The following is a 22,124-nucleotide window of genomic DNA, read 5'->3' on the forward strand; positions in this document are numbered from 1 at the left end:
GTTTATCTTCACAGTATAAAAATCTAAAAGGCATTATTTTATAGCAGGGAGCGTTATCCTTGGTGTCTTTTATCAAAAAAAAATAAAGGGCTATGTCATAATAAAACTATACTTCTTTTCGTCGAGCCATACCCTGAGCAATGATGCTGGCGGCAATCAATTGCAAGGCATGGTAAAGCATGAGCGGCAGCAATACGATGCCGGTGATGTTACTGTGCTGAAAAAGTACTTTTGACATAACGGTGCCGTGTACCAATGACTTTTTAGACCCGCAGAATAAGACAGTAATACGGTCTTCATCTGAAAAACCAAGCAGGCGGCTGAGTAGTCCGACACAAAAGAATACGGCAAAAAACAACACCATCATCCCTGCAGCGAGTCCAGCAAGTTCAATAGCTGTGAAACCTTCAAAAAGATGTTCGGAAAATGACTTGCAAAACGATGTGTAAATAATCGTTAGAATAACTGCCTGATCGAAATATTTGAGCTGTTTCTTGTATTTTTCGACAATGGTGCCGAAACGGGAATTGAGGCTTATGCCAATGATGACAGGCAGCAAGACTTGCAAAATCAACTTTATGACGATTTGAGTGACATCAAAATCACCTGTCGCGGAAGCTATAAACAGCCCAACCCAGAGAGGTGTAACGACTACTCCAATCAAACTGGAAATGCTTGCATTGAAAATGGCTGCGGGAATGTTTCCCTTGGCGATGGAAACCATGACCACGGAAGAGGATACTGTAGACGGTAATGCTGCCAGAAAAAATACACCCAGCCAAAGCAGCTCGAAGCCGTTATTGACAAACAACGGACGAAATGCCAAAACAATGAGCGGAAAAAATAAAAAGGTTGTCAACTGGACGACAATATGCATTTTCCAATTGGAAAGTCCTGCTTTTAGTTTCTCAACACTCAGTCGCATGCCATAAAACAAAAAAATCAAGGAAACGCCTGCATTGGCAATCTCCTCCAACGAAACAGGTTCTTTGATCATGCCTGGCTTTGGCAAAAAATAAGCCATCAGAATCATGGTGGCTATCATTAACAGGAAACCGTCGAAACCTGCTTTTTTTAATACTTCTAATAATTTCTTCAATGTGTTTTAAATATTATTCCTCCGTAGAGTCAAGATTACAAAATATCTTACGCCGATAAACGTGGATTCTCTAGATTCATTAGTCCGTCCGCAGAGTCGCTCTGTTAAATTCTACGGACAGCAGGCTTCAAACAAGGAAACCCTATTCAAATTAATACATTGAGACTAAATCCCAAGTTCTTTACGTATAATTTCTGCTCCTGCGCTTAAAGCACTTAACTTGCCTCTGGCTACGTTTCGAGATAGCGGAGCCATACCGCAGTTTGTTGAAGGGTAAAGATTTTCGGCATCTACAAACTCAAGAGCTTTACGCAAAGTATCAGCTACTTCTTCGGGTGTTTCGATAATGTTGGTTGCCACATCAATGGCACCGACCATTACTTTTTTACCCCGAACAAGTTCCATTAAATTTAAAGGCACATTGGAGTTGTGACACTCTAAAGACACCACATCAATTTTAGATTTTTGAATTTTCGGAAAAATTTCTTCATATTGTCGCCACTCTGAACCTAATGTCTTTTTCCAATCAGTATTTGCCTGTATTCCATAACCATAGCAAATATGAACCGCAGTTTGACAGTGTAAACCTTCAATGGCTCTTTCTAATGCTGCCATTCCCCAATCGTTTACTTCATCAAAGAACACATTAAATGCAGGTTCATCAAACTGGATAATATCTACCCCTGCGTCTTGAAGTTCTCTTGCTTCTTCATTGAGTGCTTTCGCAAATTCCCACGCCAATTTTTCCCGGCTTTTATAATGGCCGTCGTACAAGGTATCTACCATTGTCAGCGGGCCTGGCAATGCCCATTTTATAGGCTTGTTAGTCTGTTTCCTTAAAAATTTAGCATCTTCAACAAAAACTGCTTTTTGACGTACAACCTCACCTACAACCACCGGAACACTCGCGTCATAACGGTTACGGATTTTTACTGTTTTACGATTTTCAAAATCTACACCGCTTAAATGCTCGATAAAAGTCGTTACAAAATGCTGGCGTGTTTGCTCGCCGTCACAAATGATATCGAGATCTGCCAATTGCTGTTCCTGCAGAGAAATGCGTAAAGCATCTTGTTTCCCTTCAAGTAGCTGATCGCCTTCTAATTTCCATGGTGACCAAAGTTTTTCGGGTGGTGCAAGCCAGGCAGGTTTGGGTAAACTTCCAACAATAGAGGTGGGTAATAATAATTTCTTCATAATAGTATAATTTTAATGCGTTGTAATCAATTAAAGGGTAAAATTAGCAGACCATTGTTCCAGGAGACTTTTGTAAGGCTTAATGAAATGCTCTTCTGCATATTTACCCTGTTCAACAGCCAGTCGGCTGCGCTCTTCGCGATCATAAACCACGCGAGTCAGTGAATAATCTTCGTGTTTAATACTAGGTTGATAGATTTTCCCTGCCACTGAATTTGCATTGTAAATTTCAGGGCGATAAATCTTCTGGAAAGCCTCCATCGTGCTGATTGAGCTGATTAATCCAAGATCAGTATAATCAGCAAGTAGATCTCCAGAATGATAAAAAGCCATCGGTGCAACACTATTCGGAGGCATGAAAAAACGAACCTTTAAGCCCATTTTAGAGAAATAATCATCCGTGATTGAATACTGATCCTGCAGATACTCAAAACCCAAAACCGGATGCTGATACTCAGTGCGAGTATAAGTTTTGTTGCTCGATACACTTAGACAAATGATCGGTGACATCTTAAAATGCTCTTTATAAGTGGCTGAACTCACAAAGCACTTATAAAGTTTTCCGTGCAAATCACCAAAATTTTCAGGAATACAAAAATTAGATTTATTTTTATTGTGGTCGATCAATAAAATACTGAAATCATAATCACGAACATAAGAAGAAAAATTATTTCCGGCAATACCTTCGATACGCTGGCCAGTCTTGTGGTCAAAAATATTCGTTTTTAAAACTTCAATCAACGGCAGATTGTTAATACTATTCTTATCATCAATACTCATCGTTACTGTGATGATTTCAAGTTCTACACGGTAACGATCGGCTTTTGGATTATCCAAATGAGCCAATGCATTGAATCGATTGTTAATCATATTTAAGGCATTGCGTAAGTTTTGTTGGCGATTAGCTCCTCTAGCCAAGTTTGCAAAATTGGTTGTCACACGCGTTTGACTTGAGGGGTGATAGTTTTCATCTAAACAAGTGCTCTTTAGTGTGAATGCAAAATCATTCCTGATTGTATTCTGGGTGTTTTCAATATCCTGTTTTTCGTTTATTCCCCTATCTTCTTGTATGTTCGCTTTCATATGATGATAATGTTTAGTTTTTTTACCCTACAAATTTGAATATAAAAGATTAAATATTTTTATTTACACATAAAATCAGTTAAACATTCTTTTATGGTGTGCTTTTAAAGATTATTAATCTTTAAACAAATATTATAATGAAGGAAAACAGATAAATATTCTTTAGTGACCTAAGATGATTGATTTGGAGTTTCCTGAAGCGCTTCAAAAACTCGAAAAAGAAAACAATATCATTTATATTTGCCAAAATTTAAGATAGACATAGTAATGAATTTGATAGAAAATTTAAAATGGCGCTACGCCACAAAAGCTTACAATAACATTAAAGTAACAGAAGAGAAGGTCGATCAGATCTTAGAAGCTATAAATCTTTCAGCATCATCTTGTGGTCTGCAATCTTACCGTGTTTTTGTTGTAAGCAATCCAGAAATCCAAAAGAAATTAGGTGCTGATTCGTATAATGGACAGATTAGCTCTTGCTCTCATTTGCTGGTTTTTGGTGCATTCACTGACATGTCTTCGACTTACATTGACGATTACATAGCAATGACGGAAAAGCAAAGAGGTCTTGATGCTGGTGCCTTATCAGGATTTAGAAATGGATTGCACTCCTATTTTAGCGCTATTAACGCAGAACAAAAAGCACTTTGGGCGGCCAAACAGGCTTATATCGCACTAGGAACTGCACTTATTGCTGCGGCAGAATTGAAAGTGGACGCCACTCCTATCGAAGGCTTTAATGCCGCCACTATCGATGAGGTTTTGGGTTTGAAGGAGAAAGGTCTGCATTCAGCAGTTATCCTCGCTTTAGGATATCGCGATTCCGAAAAAGACTATATGGCAGCTACGAAAAAAGTTCGTTTGCCTATAGATGAAATGATAACGAAAGTTTATTAATATTTAGATCTTTTAATTATTATGGGTAAAGTATACGCTTAACCTTGTGGACTTGATGCTTTTTCTGCCACAAAAAACTAAGGAGAATCTTAAAATAAATTTTAGCCATCAACTATGAAATTTTTGCTGCAAAATTTAAGGAAGACTTATTTAACCAAATAAATTATGATTTTGTTAAAAAAAGTTTCGAAAATCAAATAGATTTATTTTAAAATCCCAGACAATAATTCATAGGGCCAAAGAAAGACAATTCTATCATAACTATACAATCTTTTCAAATCCTCCATAATATTTGTAAAATTACATCCTAGTTTAATGCTATAAACCTTATTGAGTTTTTATTTTTTTTCCATCAATCCCCAACAGGACATCTAAACCAAATAAACAAAGCCAATGGAAGACAGGCACTACATATAATATAAGCCAATTTCTTCAAATCATCCAAAAAAGATGTTGAAATTTGTCATGTCCCTGTCACAAATGAAAAGCTCCAAATCAATAATTTGAAGCTTTTTTTTGGGGGGATTGTTTTCTCAAAACTCAATTCAATGACATTTGCTTTTCTCCCCATATTCGCATTTGATTTATAAAAGGAATTAATTCAGTTCCGGTTTCAGTAAGTGAATATTCAACACGAGGCGGAACTTCAGGATATACTTTCCTGGAAATTAATTGATCCGCTTCCAACTCTTTAAGTGTTTGTGTAAGCATTTTGGGAGTTATCCCCTCTACTACTCTTTTAAGTTCACCATACCGTAATAGAGTGTCTTTTAAATACCATAAAATCCTTCCTTTATATTTTCCGCCTATTCTTTGAAACGCATAATCGACAGGGCAATAAGCAATTCTAATTTTATTTTCCACTTTTATTGTTTTTTAAATAATTGATAATCAACATTAGTATACTTTTAGTATCTACGGTACAAAATTGTACGTACTTGCAACAAAGATATCATAATTTTATCTTTACAGGAAATTTCAATACTTATTAAGTAAGGATTAGAAAAATAAAAATATTGGCAAGAGATACAGCTGCAGTATAAGGGTTAATATTTGAAACTGCTAAGTCAAACAGTATTGGTATCATCTTTATAAAAAAACAGGTTTTTTTTTAAATTGACGATAACCACAATTACTACTCTTGGGACATATAAAAAGCAATCCTATGAAGTCAAAAATATTTCATTTCACGACCCTAATCGCAATAATTATTTTGGTCTGTTGTAAACCAATCCTGCTAAATGCTCAACAAGTAAAAAATAACTATATGAATAATTCAGCTTCTCAAGATTTAGAAAACATCGAAGTACTAGAACTTCGCAATTATTTATTAAAACCAGACATGGCGGATACATTCAGTCAGTATTTTCAATCAAAATTTGTTTCGCCTATGACTAAACTGGGCGGACATACATTTGGACAATTCAAAATCAATGAAGTCAACGACAGATTTGTATGGTTTCGTGGTTTTGCAGATATGAAAACAAGAGTTAAATTTTTAAACGATTTTTATATTGATAGCCCAACCTGGAAAGAATATGGTAAGGGAGCAAATGAAATGATGATTAACTCTGATAATGTTTATTTACTAAAACCCTTGTACAAAACAGCAACATTAAAAACGGACAAAGCATTCACCGTAATTGATTTTTATATCTGTAATAACACCCTTAAGAAGGTAATAGAATTATTTGAGACGCATTACATCCCTTTTTTAAAAACAATAAATATTGAAGATATTTCGATTTGGGTGAGCGAAATGGGTGAAAATGATTTTCCAAGATTACCTGTTTTTCAGGACAAAAACTTATTGGTTACCATAACAAACTTCCGGGATATAGAAGAATACGAAGCAAAACAAAAAGATATTACAAATATGCCAGACGATTTAAAAAAGGCAATGCAGGAATTAATTACAACACAAAACAAGTGGACTCTTTTAAATCAAAATAAAGCAAAGCTGTTGGCAAATGATGCTTTGGAAATACCAAAAGCAAATTTGGATAAAAATGGTGAACTGATCATTACAGCATCTCCAAGTTCTTCGAAAACAGATTTTGATTTTTTTGAGGGCAAATGGAATTTGAAAAATAAAAAACTAAAATCAAGATTAAATAATTGTAATGAATGGATTGAATTTAATTCAACTCAAGAAATGTATAGAACTCTAAATGGACTAGGAAATATTGATAATTTTTTAGCAACATTTGATGGTAAATCATTTGAAGGAATGACTGTGAGATTGTTTAATCCAAGAACAAAACTATGGTCAATTTATTGGGCTGATAGTATCGAAGGCAGATTTGATCCACCTGTTATTGGTTCTTTTGAAAATAGTGTTGCACACTTTTTTACTAAAGATATTTTTGAAGGAAAACCAATTTTAGTTGTTTTTCGATGGGATGCAAGAGACAAGCAAAATCCGGTTTGGAGCCAGGCATTTTCTGCTGATGAAGGAACAACCTGGGAATGGAATTGGTATATGTATTTTTCAAAATTCAAAAACTGAATAATTACCGAAATAAAAACTTAAAAAGGATCCGTAATCTTCTATTAAAACATTTATGATAAACAATAATAATTACCCGTTAATTGCACAAACACCTGCTTTTTTGGTTGATGGAAGTTTAGAAATTAAACCCTCATCGAATTCCAATTCATCTGATTATTCCTTTTTAATTGGTGACCATAAAGTTCATCACAAAAAATTAAAAGAAAGATTTAAAAATTGCAAAGAATGGGTCAATATTGAAGGTTCTAAAACAACCGAATTGCTGTTAGCCGGTATTAGTAATATTGAAAAGCATTATATGTGTGATTCAAAACAACAACCAATTGAAGCGTTTGCATTAAGATTGTTTAATCCCGTAACAAAATTGTGGAGTTTATATTGGGCAGATAGTATTTCCGGAATACTCGATCAACCATTGTTGGGTTCTTTTGAAAATAACATAGGTCTTTTTTTTGGAAAAGAAATTTTTAATGGAAAAGAAATTATAGTGCAATTTCAATATGATCGAACAGATGTTGATAATCCCATTTGGGGACAAGCATTCTCTAATGACAATGGGAAAACTTGGGAATGGAATTGGTTTATGTACTTTTCAAGAATAAAAATTTGATTATAAAGAGGCCAATTTATTTAAATCCTGCAGAAAATGGTTTGTAAATTGCCCGGTAAGGCATATAAAAACAAATCCCATTTCTTACCAAGTGGGATTTGTTTTTCTGCCCTTTACCTAATTTAAAGCTTGGATAAAGATATTTTATTCCGTTACAGGATCAATCGCGTCCTTTTTCTTGATTTTCTCCACTCCCCTTTCTCTCATAAGTGCTGTTGCATCTAGCATTTTGATTAAATGAATATAGGGCGTCGTCAGGTCAGAGTAAGGATCTCCGTCACGAGGAGACAAGGAAAACTCCAGAATGAGACATAGAAACGATTCAAATTCTTCCAGCGTTTTTTCATTAAATGCTTTTTGAAATACCATAAAAGGATTATCGTATTCCTCCTCCGTCAGCGCAGAAAGATGAAATAGCGTTTCAGAGCGCAAAGATGCTGTAACTTTCCATTTTTTGCTTTTCTCTGGCAGGCAGTAACACACTTTTAGAAAAGAGTTTATAGCCGTATAAAAAATAAAAGCATTGGAAGGATTGTTCGCTTCGTAGATGTCTCTCTTATAGCTGCACATTACCGCTTCAGTTAAATTCTGTTTATAATAATCCAGATCTGCAAAAGCAAAAAAGGCATCAATAGCTTTAATTGGATTTCCCGACACAAACCCTGGCCAAAAACTAGTTTCGAAGGATATTTTATTCTTTTTCATAATCAAGGAGATTTAAAATTCTCAAGCGAAGTTCTATTCTTTCAAAAGGATAATCTATTCAGAATACAGCTATAATATTCTGACAAAATAGACGTTTTATGAGATAATTTTTTATCTTTGAAACTCAGGATTTTTATCCAAATGGCTTTATCTTTGAGCCTTTAGAAAATTGATATTCGTTATGGAACAGAAAATACATCAGGGTAGAAATATAAAACGTTTTAGAGAAATGCTTAACATCAAACAGGAAGCATTGGCTTATGATCTGGGCGAAGACTGGAACCAAAAGAAAATTTCGATGTTGGAGCAGAAAGATGTAATTGAAGACAACCTATTGAAACAAATTTCAGCTGTATTAAAAATTCCTGTGGAAGCTTTTCAGAATTTTGATGAGGAACAAGCGATAAATATTATTTCTAATACATTTTCAGATTTTAAGGATGGAGCCTCTGCAATTAATCTTCATCCAGTATTTAATCCTGTACAGGAGGTTTTAAAACTACATGAAGAAAAAATTGCATTATACGAGCGTATGTTGAAGGAGAAAGATGAAATGATGGCGAGGCTTGAGAAATTGATTGGTAAATAATTTTTTATAAAGATATATATTACAAAAAAAAAGAGACTTTCAAGTCTCTTTTTTTTGTAATACCTGTTATGCCAGGTATTTTTATCTATTCATTTTTGTTAATTAAAGATTTCTAAAAACTCTTCGCATTTATTTTTTATTTCTTCTATTTTCATTTTGTTTTTATCGCTTTCTTTTAATACCCAGTATTTATTTTCATTCCATTCAAATTTTCGGTTTTCGCCTCCATTTTGTGTTATAAATCCCCAAAACCATAAATCATCCCAAATTTCAATTTCTTGTCCACTATATTTATGTTTAAGAAGTGAGTTTATGTTTGTAAAACTCCAAGTTTTACCGGGGTTTAATTTTTTAAAAATAGCAATTATAACAGCGTCAACAGGGAGATAAAAACTATCGTTTTCATCAATTAATCTAGGAACATCATTCCAAATTTTTAAATCTTCTGAATATTGTCCGTTATGTAAGTGAAATATACTTTTTGAAAGTAATGCAGAAGTTTTTGAACCCCATCCTTTTTGATTTAGCATTCCTTTATAAACACTTTCAAAATTACTTTCTCCATTTGGATTAATTTTTACGATGAATTCTTTAAATGACTTCAAAGAATTTTCTTCAGTAATAATTGATTTATAAAATTCCGCAAGGTTGTCTATTTTAGGCTGACTTTGGGTGTTTGCAATGTGGTATAGTAAAGAAATTATTTTTTCTTTTTCATCTTTATGCGGCAAAATAATTGACCTATAATATCTCTCTTGTAAAGCTTTGTTATATTTTCTATTATTAGAAATGAATTTAAAAAGTTTTTCTATTCTATCTGTCATCTAAATTATTTTTCAAAAGTTTCTTATGAGACATAATATTATATCTCCAGCTGGCGCGAGCGTCTCGCTCGTGAACCTATGTTTTGAATTCAAAAACACGTTTACGAAACTATTTCTAAATATCCCGCTCTACAAAGTGTCTATTCCCTCACAAAGGATTGTTCTATTTTACCAGATGAACAAATTTAATCTATTTTCAAGTTTGTTTCAAAAGTGGTAACAATTTTTTATTTCTTATCATTTTGTTCCATTTTTTGAAACAAAATATATTTTTAATCGATTTTGTTTCAGCTGAATAAGATTTCCGTTTAATGAAGTCTCCGTCAAGCATATAGTCACACTACGCAAAATTAGAGGCATTTGAGAAGGTTTTCATAGGGAACACTTCGGGGAGCGAGGATTGCTTCTATGATAGATAATCGATGTTTTTTTCTTACGTTCGCCAGCTTCTATGTCCTTGGCTCTTGAATATAATTCATTCGATATCATAGTGCATAATCCAAATATTGCAATAAAAACAGCAATAAAAGCTCCAGTTAATTTTAAAGGTTGTTCATTGATTACTGCTCTTCCTAAAAACCACCGAAGTGGCAGTAAATTTATTTTAGCTACCCAAGCTGCTAATACAACTAATATATATATTAGAACAGGAATTAAACTGCTGTGCATAAACCAAAAAAGGCTTCCCAAACTAATATACTTAAGATCTTCTGTATAACCAATAAATACATAAAGACAGCCCGTGATAGTTATTGCATGATCAGTTTTAAAAAGCGAAAAATAGAGTGAAATAACACATAGTAAAGAACTGCTAACAATACAAACAAGGACATAAAAAGGTAAATAAACTGTTTTCTTTTTAGTGTTTTTAAGCCGTTCAAAAATAGTAAAAGTCAAGTAAACAGTTAAAAAATCACATAAGGTATTCACAATTAAAGCTTGAAATGTTCTTGGTTGATAATCGTTCAAATTAACTGAAAAAAGATCACCTAACAGGAAAGAAAGGTAGGTCAGATTAATGGAAGTGAAAATTAAGAAAATCATGTCCATTCGTTTGTTCATATTCTCCTGCTTTGTTGAAAGCAATAATATGTTGAGGATTATTATGAAAATAATAGAGATGAGGATATGAGCAGAGAAAAAAACAATATATAATGATGCAAAGGCTAGATATAATAGCAAAATACAGAATGGTAAATGAATCAATAGAAAAAGTGGAATATTCAATACAAGTCTAAATATCTCATTTCCGATTGAAAATTTTTCCGTTCCAATGTTTTGGCTACTTTTTTTGGACAAGCTAGCGATAGCATATAATATTCCTATCTTCCAGAAATTTGACAATGATGGAAAAAAACTATTCAAAATTTGCCTAGTCCAGTCATGGAACGTAAAAAGCATCTCCCTAGATGTTTCAAAAAACGGATTATTAATAAAGACATCCTGTGACCAAACTAGATAGGCTAAAATTAAAAACTCTACTAAAAGTAATATGAGTAGAATCTTATTGTTAATGATTTTACGAAATGGTGAAAAGATTATACTTCTTTTAACATTGATGAGAAAATCCATGCAAATCTCAGGCAACTTGAAAAAAGAACTTTGGTCAATTTTGGTCCATACTCGATCAAACCATACTTTTGAAAGTGGTTCGCCGCGGTCGACTATCAGAAAACCAATGACTGCACCAAATATTGTTAAACATCCAGTTGTTACCGCAAAGATAATCTTAATAACCCACCAAGAATGGCTATCTAGTTCAAATATCATTGTTCTTAATGTTATAAATTGTTATATAAAAAATAGATGCTAACTTAAGACTGTTAAAAAACTAAAATCAACCTATTGAAAATCCTAAGTTTAAATTTCCTCTTTGATATTATACTTATAAAGTCCTATACCTTTCTACCTAGTTATTGAAAAGTTATAAATGACGCTACGCAAATGTGCCACCCTGACACGGGCTTCTCGTTCGTGAACATATGTTCTGAATTCAGAAACAAGTTTATGGAACTATTCCTTAATAATAATTTAAATTAATTTTATACATTAGCGCACGAGCGAGGGATGTTACTTCAAAAATTCCCATGAAGTCTCTCCATTTTTCACAACGGCACGAATTCGAGATCTTTTATTTGGTCTCTCTCTTTCCTCTATAATTTCAAATATGTCCGATAAAACATCAGGTGAGCCACTAAAGTAAGAATGTCCGAACAAATCTGTGGAGGGAACATTTGAAGTATCGATCGTTTCAATACCTGAGAGCAAAACCATCGAACTTCCTGCCTGACCTGTTCTCGGATAAGAACTAAACAGCTGAGAAGCCTGTAAAGCCAAATCGTTGGAAGATGTATATAAAGTAATAGGCTTTTTAATTTTTAAAAGTACTGGTGCGATATCCTTTTTAAACACAGCAGCATCAATATCTGGTGCTGCTAAAATTATTTCAGTAATTTTAGCAGCCACTTCTGGACTTTCCTTAATTATAGAAGTCAGAGCACGGGTTAATCCTCTATTTCCCATACTATGGGCTATCAGATAAATATTTTGCGCACCAGATGTCTGTAAAAAATCCTCAAGAAATTTTTTTAAAAATCCTTCACTCCACTCGATATTTCCTTCGTCAGTTTTATAGTTTTTAAATTCAGCAACCGAAGGCCAGCTGTAAAAAAGCGGTACGCCATCAAAACCCAAATCATAAGACATTTGTGCAGTTCTTCTGGCTGCATCTTCAAAGCTTACGTTATATCCGTGAACAAAAATAAAGGCATTTTTCTTTTTGGATTTATTTATTCTTTCCTTTAGGTCATTAAAAAAATCTGCTTTAGATTTATTCCTAATATTAAGCAATAGTACATGCTTCACAGGATCGTCGTAAAACTCAAAATTCCAAACAGATGCTTTTTCTAATTCACCTCTTTGGTGGTTTCTAGGCATACTCACATCACATGTACCATAAGTCACTACATCATTGGAACGAATCGGTCCAAACATTTCCTCTGGCTTAGAACTACTAGTGCGATTTCGGTCTGTTGCAAACATAACTCGAACAGTAGCATATTTTTTTTCAGGTTCTTCAACTTCATATTCTTCAACTTCATATTCTTCAAGTGCATCTACATTTACATCTACTCCAATCTTGATTTTCATTGTACTTTGTTTTCCAACCACAACTTCTTTAGCCTTCATTCCAATATACGAAAAAACAAGAATAGCATTATCATCAGGAACATTAATAGCAAATTGTCCATCAAAATCAGTTTGTGTTCCAACTTTACTCCCCTTCAACAATACGCTAACGCCCGGTAGTGGCAATCCAGAACCATCACTAACAATTCCCGTTATTTTTTTTTGTGCCGATATATAACCGCATACAAGAAACAATACAAGGACAAATAAAAAATGTTTTTTCATCATCTTGCTTAGTAAATCATAGTTAATAAAATAGTTCATTGACATTTAAAAATATTGCCAAAGAAAATCTCATATTTAATATTAACATCGAAGTTATTCTTAAATTAAAAAATGACACTAAGTACTTTTACCTGTTTTTCAATCTATTGGGAAAATGCAAAAATTTAAAGCTCCCGCTCCGCAAAGTATACCTCACAAGTGCTACGCAAATGTCTCCGACTTTGCGCTACCTATTCAAGTCTACATGAAAAAATAAAACGTTAATAAGTCTCCGACTTTAAACCGATATCTTAATATTGATTATAACGAATAAACGATTTATTATCGAAAACGTTCACTATTAGATTGTCAGCTTTTTCAACTTTTAACAAGCCTGAATCACAAACATAATTACTTGCACTTGAATAAATATAATCTGACGCTTTAACAACAAGTCTGGCCTTTACAGGATTTAAATGTATATAATCTAATTTTGACCACATAAACTCATTATTATAAATTTCTTCTGCATGATTTCCATACTGCCAGAATTGATATTCTTTATTTCTTGAATGACTTTGGGTTGCTAATCTAAAACGTTCTAACATCCATTCCCTTCTACTTTCAGGGCTATTCTGAATTTTTTCAAGAATATTTTTCGCAGTAAATTTTTTAAAATCTCTTATTAAATCTGATAGTTTTCCATGTTCAGATTGAATAATTAAATGTATATGATTACTCATAATAACATAACCATATAAAATCATTCCTTTATGATCAATACAGTATTCTAAACTCTCAATGACTATATCTCTGTAAATCTGACGTGTAAAAATATCTATCCAGTCTACAACTGTTGAAGTTATAAAATGTGGCAATGTCTGATCTCTTATTATGTATCCTTCTTTCATTTCTAAATCTTTTTACAAAAAAATAAGATTTAACTTATTTTATAACTCTTTTTAACTGAAAGAGGAAGAGTCAGAGACTCTTGGGACAGTTACAATATATAACAACAAAAAAAATGCGCAAAGTCAGAGACATTTGCGCAGCTTTTCATAAGGAATTCTTTGAGATGCTGAGTATAATTTGTTTTTAAAGTGCTTTTTAATTTAAAGGGGAAGAGTCAGAGACTCTTGGGACGATTACAATTCATAGCAACTAGAAAATGCGCAAAGTCAGAGACATTTGCGCAGCTTTTCATTAGAAACTCTTTGAAATCCTGAGTTTGACTTATTTTTAGACTATTTCTGAATTGACAGAAAAAGAGTCACAGACTCTTGAGACGATTACAATTCATAACAACTAGAAAATGCACAAAGTCAGAGACATTTGCCTAGCTTTTCACAAGGAGCTCTTTGGGGAGCGGAAACATAAAATTAAAGAATGAAACTATTGAATTCAAAAAGGCGTCAAAGGAACAGATTTCATTTTCTAAAAATGATATAGTTTCCCATCAAACTAATTCAGGCTTTGCGAAATATCCTTACATTTATTGTTCTAATCAAATTAATTCTATCATGTTAAGTCTTCAAGAAAAAGAAAAAATTAAAGAGGAAGAATTGTTCAGAGTTCAAGTACGAGGAGCTTTGCAAGAACAAGTAACACCAAGGGCGGTATCCTCGATAACAGTATATACCTTTTTCAATAGTGCTTTTGGAATATGGCTACTCTCAACTGTGTTTGTCGGCTTATTCACGTGGGCCTACACGGAGTATACAACACATACAAAAGCACGTTTACTATTAATACAGAATCATGAAAAAATAGCTCAGGAAATTGACTATCGTGCTGAAAGTCTTTTATTTATGTTTAAAGATGATAAACTTGTATATAATTATGATTCTGGGCATTTGAAATGTCTTTTAAGTGCAGCAATAAATGGGAGTGATTGCATCGTCGATAATGTTGTGCAACGAGGATATCTAAATATAGAATACAAAGATTATAATGTCGACCAATTATTCTATCAGCTTAATGATATGGAAAAATCGAATCCTGCTTTAGCTGGAAGATTGACCGATATGCGTCAAAAATATACGCAAGCATTTTACAGAGTACAAGAGCAAATTCATAAATTTTATATTGACTCTACTAAAACAAAATAATTTCTTAGGGAGTACGAACCCGCTCCGCAAAGTATACCTCGCAAGCGCTGTGCAAATATATAATTTAAAACGTACAAGTCATGAAGTCCCGTGCTGTGCAAGCAACGAAACCCTAGCTGTTAGTGGCTGATGCCTTAGTCTCTATGAATACTCTATTATGATATTGAAAATATAATTATAACTTTCGAATATTAAAGTCTGCGAAATCACCCTTCACGGTTTCTTGTTTAGCAATAATAGGTTGTGATGAATCAACTATTCTCTTGCCATCAACATAAAAGCAATACTTTAATTCCTTTCTACTGGATTTCATTTTTATTATCCAACCTTCAGGGGTACTACGTAAAAAGCGAAAAAGATTATAATCGCCTTTGAATTCGATCAAAACGACTTTCGCATCTTTAAATCCCTCCAGTTTAATGGTCGTGTTATAATCTTCACTATCGGTAAGATTTCTTAACAGTTCCTCGCTTCGTGAAGTTGGTTTTTTAATACTCTTCAATTCATCAACCGCTTTTTTATTGTTTCCTATAGTTGCCAAGTATTGTGATTTTGTAATCTTCATCTCAATCGAGTCAAGCCTTTTATTCAGGTAGCTATACTTTTCCCATTCAGGAAAAAGGAGGGCCGCTTTATTGAAATCCTTTTCGATAAAGAAGTTATCTAAAAATGATAATCTCAGGACTGACTCTTTTTGGGTGTTACTCAATTTAGATTTTTCAAGAAAGGTTCGTATGTCATTGGATTTGCCGCCAGTCTCAATTAGCATGTTAAGTTTTAAGCTTTTGTTCTTAGGGAACATACTAGCTAGTAAAATACTTCGTCTCCCCCCTTTTAATAATTTGCTGATATTTGTACGCCAAGGGTTACCATAGTCTTCTGCCAGATAAAACCATATATCTCCCGTAGTAAGATTGTGAATATTAGTGTATAAAGTTGTAGTAAATTCTTTCCAGGAAGTTGCATCTGCAATTTTTACTAAGCTCTTTTGGCTAATTCCATTTTCAGATATGATATTCTCTGCTATGGGATATCTCCAACATACCTTTTTGTCAGGGTTAGCTTCGCAAACGTTAAAATTGGTAGAGGTTAAATGCTTTTTGGAGATTACGATTGTGTCAGGAGTAATAATTGCCAGATTGCCATTTTTATCCGCTAAGTGAATCTGTATTCCATTCATTTCTGGCATATATTGGGTTTCCCATAACTTAAGAAACTGTGGTACTGACTTACAGTGTTGAAGCAGATAATCAAGCATAGAACCAGAATATGGCTTTCTACCTACGCTAAGTTTATAAGTTTGAGGTGGTAGTGCATTGATGTCAAAAAACAACCCTGCTTCATTTACCCCTCCCTGAATCCCACTTTCAGGTGAACCGTAACTGAGCGTTATATACCCTAATGAAGTTTTAGTGGCAGGATATACATTAACGTAATTTGAATATGTGTGAAAGAAATCTTCGTTATTCATAACCCAAGTTTGACCTTTAGTGTCAACCCCGGAAACTATTGTACAAGCAAAGAGTTTTAGCTTAAAAACAAGGAGAATAATAGATAATAAAGTTGTTTTCATGAGGTCAGATTGTTTAATTTCTTGTTAAGATATCCACTGCTTTGGTAGTTTTTAGTTTTGCATTTGCCGCTAACGTTCTCGCGCTAGAAGCAGGCCGGGATTAAGAAAGCCTAAACTTTCGGTTAAACACTAATTTTCAAATACAAAACTATCTTTAAATTAAGCCAATATTCAAATCCTTTGTAGTAACTGTTGGACTAAACCTTCGGTAGCCTTCGAGATGATTTAGTACCTTACGAATATAATTAAAATTCGTAAACTTATTTCAAACACTGCGTTTATGGTCTTCGATTTTTACTAAAATCCGAAGGCTTACCGTATAAATTCCTTTGATTACCCTCGCATCGATACAAACAATACCTACTTATAAAATCTATTCTCTTTTTTGCCAGCTCATTCTATTTTGCTTTCACTGCCTTAATAAGTTTGGCATTTCTTCTGTCAGCTCTGGCATTCTCAAGTGACAGTACCGCCCATATGGCTGCAGGTATCCATCCTATCAGTGTAATCTGCAGTATTAGACACAAAAGAGCGGTCAGAAGTTTTCCCCTCAGAAGAAAGGACAGCGAAGGAAAAAATATAGCCATTAAGGTCATCATAGTATTTTGGTTTTAATATTACAGTAAAAACAGAGAAATTTAAATCATCTCAAAATCGTTAGACGTCATTCCAGTCATTTTGTTTCAAAAAAATACTATATAATGCAATTAAGAATTCAATACGCCCCTCTGTTCTGCGAAATGTTCATCTGACAATAAGTACGATGCCCAAATGTCTGTGACTTTGCGCTACCTACTCAAGTCTTCAACGGAAAATAAATAAGTCATAAAAGAGATTTCAATCGAAATCTCTTTTACTTTTGCCAAATGTTAGAAATTCTTTACCAGGACGAATATATTATAGCCATTAATAAACCAAGTGGTTTGTTGGTTCATAAATCATTTTACGCACGCGATGCAAAAGTGTATGCTATTCAGGAATTGAGAAATCAAATAGGGCAACACGTCTATCCCATTCATCGGTTAGACCGCAAAACATCCGGTGTCTTGTTGTTTGCATTGGATAAAGAGGTTTTGAAAATTATGAACGATCGTTTTGCCACACGCGAAGTCGAAAAAAAATATTTAGCCATTTTACGTGGTTGGTCACCCGAAGAACTAACGATTGATTATGATTTAACCAATGATGATGACATTAAACAAAATGCAATCACCTACTTTCATCGTTTGCAAAATGCCGAAGTTGAGTTAGAATTTAACAATCGACCTACGTCACGGTATTGTTTGGTAGAAGCGATTCCCGAAACTGGACGTATGCATCAATTGCGTAAACATTTCAAACATATTTTTCATCCCATTTTAGGAAGCCGTCCACATGGTTGTAACAAACAAAATAAATTATGGCTGGATAATTTTGATCTGAAAGGAATGATGCTTCACGCACATCAGTTAATTTTTAATCATCCTATAAACAACGAACAACTCATCCTGAATGCAAGGATTAATGAAGAGTTTAGCAAAGTAGGTACTATTCTTAATCTGGATTTGAGTAAGTATAAATAGAGCATTCTTAACAAATCAACAACAACCATTATTCCCCTTCATTTTCTATTGGTACTTTATGAATACAAAGCAGTACTTACTGTTTTAGCTGATCTAAAGCTATTCGTCAGAGATGTCCTAATCCTAGATTAATAGATTCAATCCTTTTTTAAGCTCTCCCGTTGCTTTTATATCACATTAATTAAAACTTCAATAATAAGCATTTATTTTATTGATATTCAATTATATATAAAAGAAAAAAAAAATCGGAACACGATTACTCCTGTTCCGATTCAGTTCCACCCATTTTTGGCACTTTCGAGAAAGATTCAATCCGTACCAAATGAGATTTCTATGCTATAGTATACTTTTTTTCTGTAACCGTAGTGGTTGTTTCAGTGGTTATACTGTCTACAAAGCGCCATTCTGCTTCTGAACCCGATGCAGTAAATTTTAGATAGGTATATCCTCGTTTATACAAATTGGCATATTCTAAATCATCTATCAGCACGGTAAATGCTTGTGCCAGTTCTATCGCTTTTGAAGGATCAGAGGTAATTCCGAAATAAGCTTCCAATCCCGGTGATGAAACAGAACTGCACGCTATCTCGGTTCCTATATGTTTTCCCTGCATATCTGTAAGTTTACCCATCCATGCGTTGTGAGTATCTCCGGCTAAAACCACAACATTTTTTCCGGAAAGCATCGCATACAATTGTTCTCTTTCGGCAAAGTAACCATCCCAGGCATCCAGATTATAAGGTAAAGTTGTCTTAATTCTCGCTATTTCCTGAGCGGTTAAAGAAGGATCATTTTGTTTATGTCTCATTTTAAGAACAACAAGTTGAGAGATTGTAGTCGTAAGAGCTTTCATGGTCGTCGGAGTTGCGCTTCCAAGTTTACTCACTTCTGCTAAGATTTGATTCAAAAGCATTAATAGCTCAGCAGGAATCAGCATTTTTGTCATCAGAATCTGCTGGCCTAATACTTTCCATTTAGCAGTATCAGCATTGATCTGTGAACCCAGCCATGTCATTTGTTCACTTCCAATTAATTTTCTGTTTGGGCTTAACAGATCTGTTTTAAATTTTGTCTGGTCAAAATTCCCGCCATTGTCAATATAATCAGTGTAACTTAACTGCTTATCTCTTGCAATCACTCTGGTATCCATCATATAAAGCGAAAGAATGTTACCAAAATTAAAGCTTCTGTAAATTCTAAGATCTTTTCCAGTCTTAAGCGGAATATACTCGCTATAAGCCTGAAAAGCGGCCATTTTTCTCATCTGAAAATCTCCTTCGGACGGCTGATGGTTTTCGGCACCGGATTTATAGGTATCGTTAGCAAATTCATGGTCGTCCCAAACACATATAAAAGGTTTTTTCTGATGAAGAAGCTGAAGATTTTTATCTCCTCTATATTGTCTGTATCGTTCTCTGTAGTCGTTAAGGCTTGTAATCTCCCTGGCTGGTTTATGTTCTCGGCCCAACGGGTTGGTAAAAGGGTTTGTTCCGTACTGTCCAGGTGCATATTCGTAAATATAATCTCCAAGATGAACCACTACATCGGCATCTGAAGAAGCAATCGCTCCATACACATTGAAAAGCCCTGCCGGAAAATTAGAACAAGAAACAACGGCCATTTTTACATCATTTACACTATCTGTTTTTGATGGTAATGTGCGCGTTTCTCCGGTAACTGTTACTTGTTTGGTTTTGGTATTATAAAATCTATAGTAATATTTTGTATTGGAAGGAATGTTCTGAACATCTACCGCTATTGTAAAGTCATTCGTAGAAGATGCTCCGGCCTGTCCTTTTCTTGTTACTTCTTTAAATAAGGCATCTTTACTTATTTCCCAGGTAATTTCGGCATCTGAGCCTGTTGAATATCTTGTCCAGATAATGACTCCGGTTTCTGTAGGGTCAAAACTGGCTACTCCTGTCTCAAACCCTTCATTTTTCATTCCATCCGGTGCACCGCTGTTATCCGTTTTATCATCGTTACTGCAGCTTTCAATAAGTGGCGCGATAAAAACTCCTCCGGCAACCAATAAAGAATTTCTAAGAAACCTTCTTCTGCCTAAATCCTTGTTATTTTCCATAAAATATTTTTAAATCAAAAAAACAATTTAATCTCAAAACCCAAGTTATGGCATATTTAAAATTACCTTACATTACTATTAAGAATCCCTTTACGAAAATTAATCCTCAACCGGTTTAAAATCTTTAATCTGGAACTTCTAACCACGAAGACTTTATCTGACCTACAGTATGATTAAGAAACACATAGCTTCCTGTAACTACTTATTTTCTGCTACTATACGGATCAGAAAAAAGCAAAAGTAAGAGATGCCTGTAATAAATTATTGTAAACCTTACATTATGATACATGCTGATTTAGAAACACGCATTAAAAAAGGCATTGAAAATCAACTGGATGTTGATGTTCAATGCCTCCTAATGAATAATCGTAAAAGCTACTATTTTTTTGTTTTAAAAACTTTATAACAAATAAAAAGAACCCCCAGCCAAATCGGAATTAATTCTACAGATAACTTCATATCAGTCATCCACATGATGGATAAAATCCCCAATAAAAAGACCAAACAGATGTAGTTACTTACCGGATAGAATATCGAAGGGAACTTAGTTTTTGTGTTTTCCTTGTTTTTTGCAAGTCTAAATTGTAGATGTGTATACGAAATCATCACCCAATTAATAATCAAAGAAGACACCACCAAAGACATTAAAATGCTAAAAGCCTCTTCCGGAATTACTTTATTGATTAAAATACAGATCGCTGCAAAACAGGAAGAAATTAAAATGGCATTAATGGGTACCGATTGTTTGTTTAACTTCATTAAAAACTTAGGAGCATTGCCCTGATCTGCTAGACCGTACAACATACGTGAGTTACTATATACACTACTATTATATACGGATAAAGCGGCAGTTAATACAATCAAATTAAGCACATTGGCTATAAGACGTGTGAAAAATATTTTATTGCCAAACAACTCAAACTCCATTCCGTTTAAATTTTGAAAAACCATCACAAACGGACTACTATCTGTCGTAATTTGCTGCCAAGGCGACAAAGCAAATAAAATGACCAATGCACCAACATAAAATATAAGGATTCTGTAGATGACCTGATTGGTTGCTTTTGGAATGTTTTTCTCCGGATTTTCTGCCTCAGCAGCTGTGATTCCAATGAGTTCTAAACCACCAAAAGAGAACATAATCAACGCCATTGCGGATAATAACCCCTGAAAACTACCCGAAGCCGTTTTTTCAAAGAAACCTTTTGGAAAGAAGCCTCCATCATTATATAAATTATGAATGGTAGCGTGCTCCCCTCCTGTTCCGCTTATTAGCAAGTATGTACCAAAAAGGATCATTGCAATAATGGCGACAACTTTTATGATGGAGAACCAGAATTCAGTCTCCCCGTAAACTTTTACAGAGGCAAAATTCAAAGCGTTAATAACCAGAAAGAAAAATAAACTGGATGCCCATAGCGGAATTTCAGGCCACCAAAACTGTACATAAACCCCAATGGCTGTAAGTTCGGCCATACTCACCAGAATGTATAAAATCCAGTAATTCCATCCAGATGCAAAACCCGCAAAAGAACCACAATACTTATATGCAAAGTGACTAAAGCTTCCTGATACAGGCTCTTCAACCACCATTTCACCAAGTTGTCTCATGATAAAAAAAGCGATAATTCCGGCAATAGCATATCCTAAAATAACGGATGGTCCTGCTAATACGGCCGCCGGGCCAATGCCAAGGAAAAGACCTGTTCCTATTGATCCGCCTAAGGCAATTAACTGAATGTGGCGGTTAGTTAGCCCACGTTTAAGCTGATTCTCTTTTACTTCTTCCTGTTTTTGTTTCACAAATTAGATTTTTAGAGGAGTTACATGTACTCACAAATGTATAAACAGCGAATATAAGTTAAAAAAGGTATCGTACAAAACATGCA

19 protein-coding genes are annotated in these 22,124 nt (G+C 34.2%); 6 read left to right on the forward strand and 13 right to left on the reverse strand.

What is annotated here, in order from left to right; genetic code table 11:
• Window positions 1-106: 106 nt before the first annotated feature.
• The 3 genes from AC3IS6_RS16790 to AC3IS6_RS16800 form a co-directional block, all read right to left on the reverse strand.
• A complete protein-coding gene (locus tag AC3IS6_RS16790) occupies window positions 107-1,099 on the reverse strand; it encodes a bile acid:sodium symporter family protein (RefSeq protein WP_489161038.1) in 993 nt (330 codons plus the stop codon).
• Between the two features lie 165 nt (window positions 1,100-1,264).
• Window positions 1,265-2,296, reverse strand: a complete 1,032-nt coding sequence (locus AC3IS6_RS16795; protein ID WP_489161039.1) for a methionine synthase — start codon at window positions 2,294-2,296, stop codon at window positions 1,265-1,267.
• 30 nt (window positions 2,297-2,326) lie between these two features.
• A complete protein-coding gene (locus AC3IS6_RS16800; protein ID WP_489161041.1) occupies window positions 2,327-3,379 on the reverse strand; it encodes a DUF1852 domain-containing protein in 1,053 nt (350 codons plus the stop codon).
• Between the two features lie 267 nt (window positions 3,380-3,646).
• On the opposite strand from AC3IS6_RS16800, the gene AC3IS6_RS16805 reads away from it, so the two are divergent.
• Window positions 3,647-4,276, forward strand: a complete 630-nt coding sequence (locus tag AC3IS6_RS16805; RefSeq protein WP_489161043.1) for a nitroreductase family protein — start codon at window positions 3,647-3,649, stop codon at window positions 4,274-4,276.
• A gap of 540 nt (window positions 4,277-4,816) precedes the next feature.
• Here the strand turns inward: AC3IS6_RS16805 and AC3IS6_RS16810 are convergent.
• Window positions 4,817-5,146 carry a winged helix-turn-helix transcriptional regulator gene (locus AC3IS6_RS16810; protein ID WP_489164926.1) on the reverse strand — a complete coding sequence of 110 codons (330 nt, stop codon included), beginning with the start codon at window positions 5,144-5,146 and terminating at the stop codon, window positions 4,817-4,819.
• A gap of 397 nt (window positions 5,147-5,543) precedes the next feature.
• On the opposite strand from AC3IS6_RS16810, the gene AC3IS6_RS16815 reads away from it, so the two are divergent.
• Window positions 5,544-6,785, forward strand: coding sequence for a hypothetical protein (locus AC3IS6_RS16815; RefSeq protein ID WP_489161045.1), 1,242 nt, complete (start codon window positions 5,544-5,546; stop codon window positions 6,783-6,785).
• A 55-nt stretch (window positions 6,786-6,840) separates the two neighbouring features.
• Window positions 6,841-7,398, forward strand: coding sequence for a hypothetical protein (locus AC3IS6_RS16820; protein ID WP_489161047.1), 558 nt, complete (start codon window positions 6,841-6,843; stop codon window positions 7,396-7,398).
• A 144-nt stretch (window positions 7,399-7,542) separates the two neighbouring features.
• On the opposite strand, the gene AC3IS6_RS16825 is transcribed toward AC3IS6_RS16820, so the two are convergent.
• Window positions 7,543-8,103 carry a hypothetical protein gene (locus tag AC3IS6_RS16825; RefSeq protein ID WP_489161049.1) on the reverse strand — a complete coding sequence of 187 codons (561 nt, stop codon included), beginning with the start codon at window positions 8,101-8,103 and terminating at the stop codon, window positions 7,543-7,545.
• Between the two features lie 181 nt (window positions 8,104-8,284).
• Here AC3IS6_RS16825 and AC3IS6_RS16830 point away from each other — a divergent pair, with 181 nt between their 5' ends.
• On the forward strand, window positions 8,285-8,692 hold the full coding sequence (locus tag AC3IS6_RS16830; protein ID WP_489161051.1) for an XRE family transcriptional regulator: 408 nt from the start codon (window positions 8,285-8,287) through the stop codon (window positions 8,690-8,692).
• A gap of 98 nt (window positions 8,693-8,790) precedes the next feature.
• Here AC3IS6_RS16830 and AC3IS6_RS16835 read toward each other — a convergent pair whose 3' ends face one another.
• The 4 genes from AC3IS6_RS16835 to AC3IS6_RS16850 all read right to left on the reverse strand — a co-directional run bounded on the left by AC3IS6_RS16835 (window position 8,791) and on the right by AC3IS6_RS16850 (window position 13,820).
• Complete coding sequence (locus tag AC3IS6_RS16835; protein WP_489161053.1) at window positions 8,791-9,516, reverse strand: hypothetical protein; 726 nt, start codon at window positions 9,514-9,516, stop codon at window positions 8,791-8,793.
• A gap of 372 nt (window positions 9,517-9,888) precedes the next feature.
• Window positions 9,889-11,286, reverse strand: a complete 1,398-nt coding sequence (locus tag AC3IS6_RS16840) for a hypothetical protein (protein WP_489161054.1) — start codon at window positions 11,284-11,286, stop codon at window positions 9,889-9,891.
• 300 nt (window positions 11,287-11,586) lie between these two features.
• Complete coding sequence (locus AC3IS6_RS16845) at window positions 11,587-12,969, reverse strand: alpha/beta hydrolase (RefSeq protein WP_489161056.1); 1,383 nt, start codon at window positions 12,967-12,969, stop codon at window positions 11,587-11,589.
• 251 nt (window positions 12,970-13,220) lie between these two features.
• Window positions 13,221-13,820, reverse strand: coding sequence for an REP-associated tyrosine transposase (locus AC3IS6_RS16850; protein WP_489161057.1), 600 nt, complete (start codon window positions 13,818-13,820; stop codon window positions 13,221-13,223).
• Window positions 13,821-14,429: 609 nt separating this feature from the next.
• Here AC3IS6_RS16850 and AC3IS6_RS16855 point away from each other — a divergent pair.
• Window positions 14,430-15,017, forward strand: coding sequence for a hypothetical protein (locus AC3IS6_RS16855; protein ID WP_489161059.1), 588 nt, complete (start codon window positions 14,430-14,432; stop codon window positions 15,015-15,017).
• Between the two features lie 175 nt (window positions 15,018-15,192).
• Here AC3IS6_RS16855 and AC3IS6_RS16860 read toward each other — a convergent pair whose 3' ends face one another.
• Together AC3IS6_RS16860 and AC3IS6_RS16865 are read right to left on the reverse strand one after the other, a co-directional pair.
• Window positions 15,193-16,590: a carcinine hydrolase/isopenicillin-N N-acyltransferase family protein gene (locus AC3IS6_RS16860; RefSeq protein WP_489161061.1), complete on the reverse strand. Its 1,398-nt coding sequence runs from the start codon at window positions 16,588-16,590 to the stop codon at window positions 15,193-15,195.
• Between the two features lie 398 nt (window positions 16,591-16,988).
• Window positions 16,989-17,189, reverse strand: a complete 201-nt coding sequence (locus AC3IS6_RS16865; RefSeq protein ID WP_489161063.1) for a YqaE/Pmp3 family membrane protein — start codon at window positions 17,187-17,189, stop codon at window positions 16,989-16,991.
• A 267-nt stretch (window positions 17,190-17,456) separates the two neighbouring features.
• On the opposite strand from AC3IS6_RS16865, the gene AC3IS6_RS16870 reads away from it, so the two are divergent.
• The gene (locus AC3IS6_RS16870) at window positions 17,457-18,152 is read left to right on the forward strand and encodes a pseudouridine synthase (RefSeq protein ID WP_489161065.1); all 696 of its coding nucleotides are present in this window, start codon (window positions 17,457-17,459) and stop codon (window positions 18,150-18,152) included.
• A 331-nt stretch (window positions 18,153-18,483) separates the two neighbouring features.
• Here the strand turns inward: AC3IS6_RS16870 and AC3IS6_RS16875 are convergent, their stop codons facing one another.
• Together AC3IS6_RS16875 and AC3IS6_RS16880 are read right to left on the reverse strand one after the other, a co-directional pair.
• On the reverse strand, window positions 18,484-20,235 hold the full coding sequence (locus AC3IS6_RS16875) for an alkaline phosphatase D family protein (protein WP_489161067.1): 1,752 nt from the start codon (window positions 20,233-20,235) through the stop codon (window positions 18,484-18,486).
• Window positions 20,236-20,613: 378 nt separating this feature from the next.
• Window positions 20,614-22,038 (reverse strand): amino acid permease, encoded by a 1,425-nt coding sequence (locus AC3IS6_RS16880; RefSeq protein ID WP_489161068.1) that lies wholly within the window; start codon window positions 22,036-22,038, stop codon window positions 20,614-20,616.
• Window positions 22,039-22,124 lie beyond the last annotated feature (86 nt).

The sequence above is a fragment of the Flavobacterium sp. KH_035 genome, from assembly GCF_057839565.1.

What these genes read in the sequence shown, in the direction of transcription:
- AC3IS6_RS16795 (WP_489161039.1), bottom strand. Translation starts at nt 2,296, where the DNA reads ATGAAGAAATTATTATTACCCACCTCTATTGTTGGAAGTTTACCCAAA.
- AC3IS6_RS16800 (WP_489161041.1), bottom strand. Translation starts at nt 3,379, where the DNA reads ATGAAAGCGAACATACAAGAAGATAGGGGAATAAACGAAAAACAGGAT.
- AC3IS6_RS16805 (WP_489161043.1), top strand. Translation starts at nt 3,647, where the DNA reads ATGAATTTGATAGAAAATTTAAAATGGCGCTACGCCACAAAAGCTTAC.
- AC3IS6_RS16815 (WP_489161045.1), top strand. Translation starts at nt 5,544, where the DNA reads ATGAATAATTCAGCTTCTCAAGATTTAGAAAACATCGAAGTACTAGAA.
- AC3IS6_RS16820 (WP_489161047.1), top strand. Translation starts at nt 6,841, where the DNA reads ATGATAAACAATAATAATTACCCGTTAATTGCACAAACACCTGCTTTT.
- AC3IS6_RS16825 (WP_489161049.1), bottom strand. Translation starts at nt 8,103, where the DNA reads ATGAAAAAGAATAAAATATCCTTCGAAACTAGTTTTTGGCCAGGGTTT.
- AC3IS6_RS16830 (WP_489161051.1), top strand. Translation starts at nt 8,285, where the DNA reads ATGGAACAGAAAATACATCAGGGTAGAAATATAAAACGTTTTAGAGAA.
- AC3IS6_RS16835 (WP_489161053.1), bottom strand. Translation starts at nt 9,516, where the DNA reads ATGACAGATAGAATAGAAAAACTTTTTAAATTCATTTCTAATAATAGA.
- AC3IS6_RS16840 (WP_489161054.1), bottom strand. Translation starts at nt 11,286, where the DNA reads ATGATATTTGAACTAGATAGCCATTCTTGGTGGGTTATTAAGATTATC.
- AC3IS6_RS16845 (WP_489161056.1), bottom strand. Translation starts at nt 12,969, where the DNA reads ATGAACTATTTTATTAACTATGATTTACTAAGCAAGATGATGAAAAAA.
- AC3IS6_RS16850 (WP_489161057.1), bottom strand. Translation starts at nt 13,820, where the DNA reads ATGAAAGAAGGATACATAATAAGAGATCAGACATTGCCACATTTTATA.
- AC3IS6_RS16855 (WP_489161059.1), top strand. Translation starts at nt 14,430, where the DNA reads ATGTTAAGTCTTCAAGAAAAAGAAAAAATTAAAGAGGAAGAATTGTTC.
- AC3IS6_RS16860 (WP_489161061.1), bottom strand. Translation starts at nt 16,590, where the DNA reads ATGAAAACAACTTTATTATCTATTATTCTCCTTGTTTTTAAGCTAAAA.
- AC3IS6_RS16865 (WP_489161063.1), bottom strand. Translation starts at nt 17,189, where the DNA reads ATGATGACCTTAATGGCTATATTTTTTCCTTCGCTGTCCTTTCTTCTG.
- AC3IS6_RS16870 (WP_489161065.1), top strand. Translation starts at nt 17,457, where the DNA reads ATGTTAGAAATTCTTTACCAGGACGAATATATTATAGCCATTAATAAA.
- AC3IS6_RS16875 (WP_489161067.1), bottom strand. Translation starts at nt 20,235, where the DNA reads ATGGAAAATAACAAGGATTTAGGCAGAAGAAGGTTTCTTAGAAATTCT.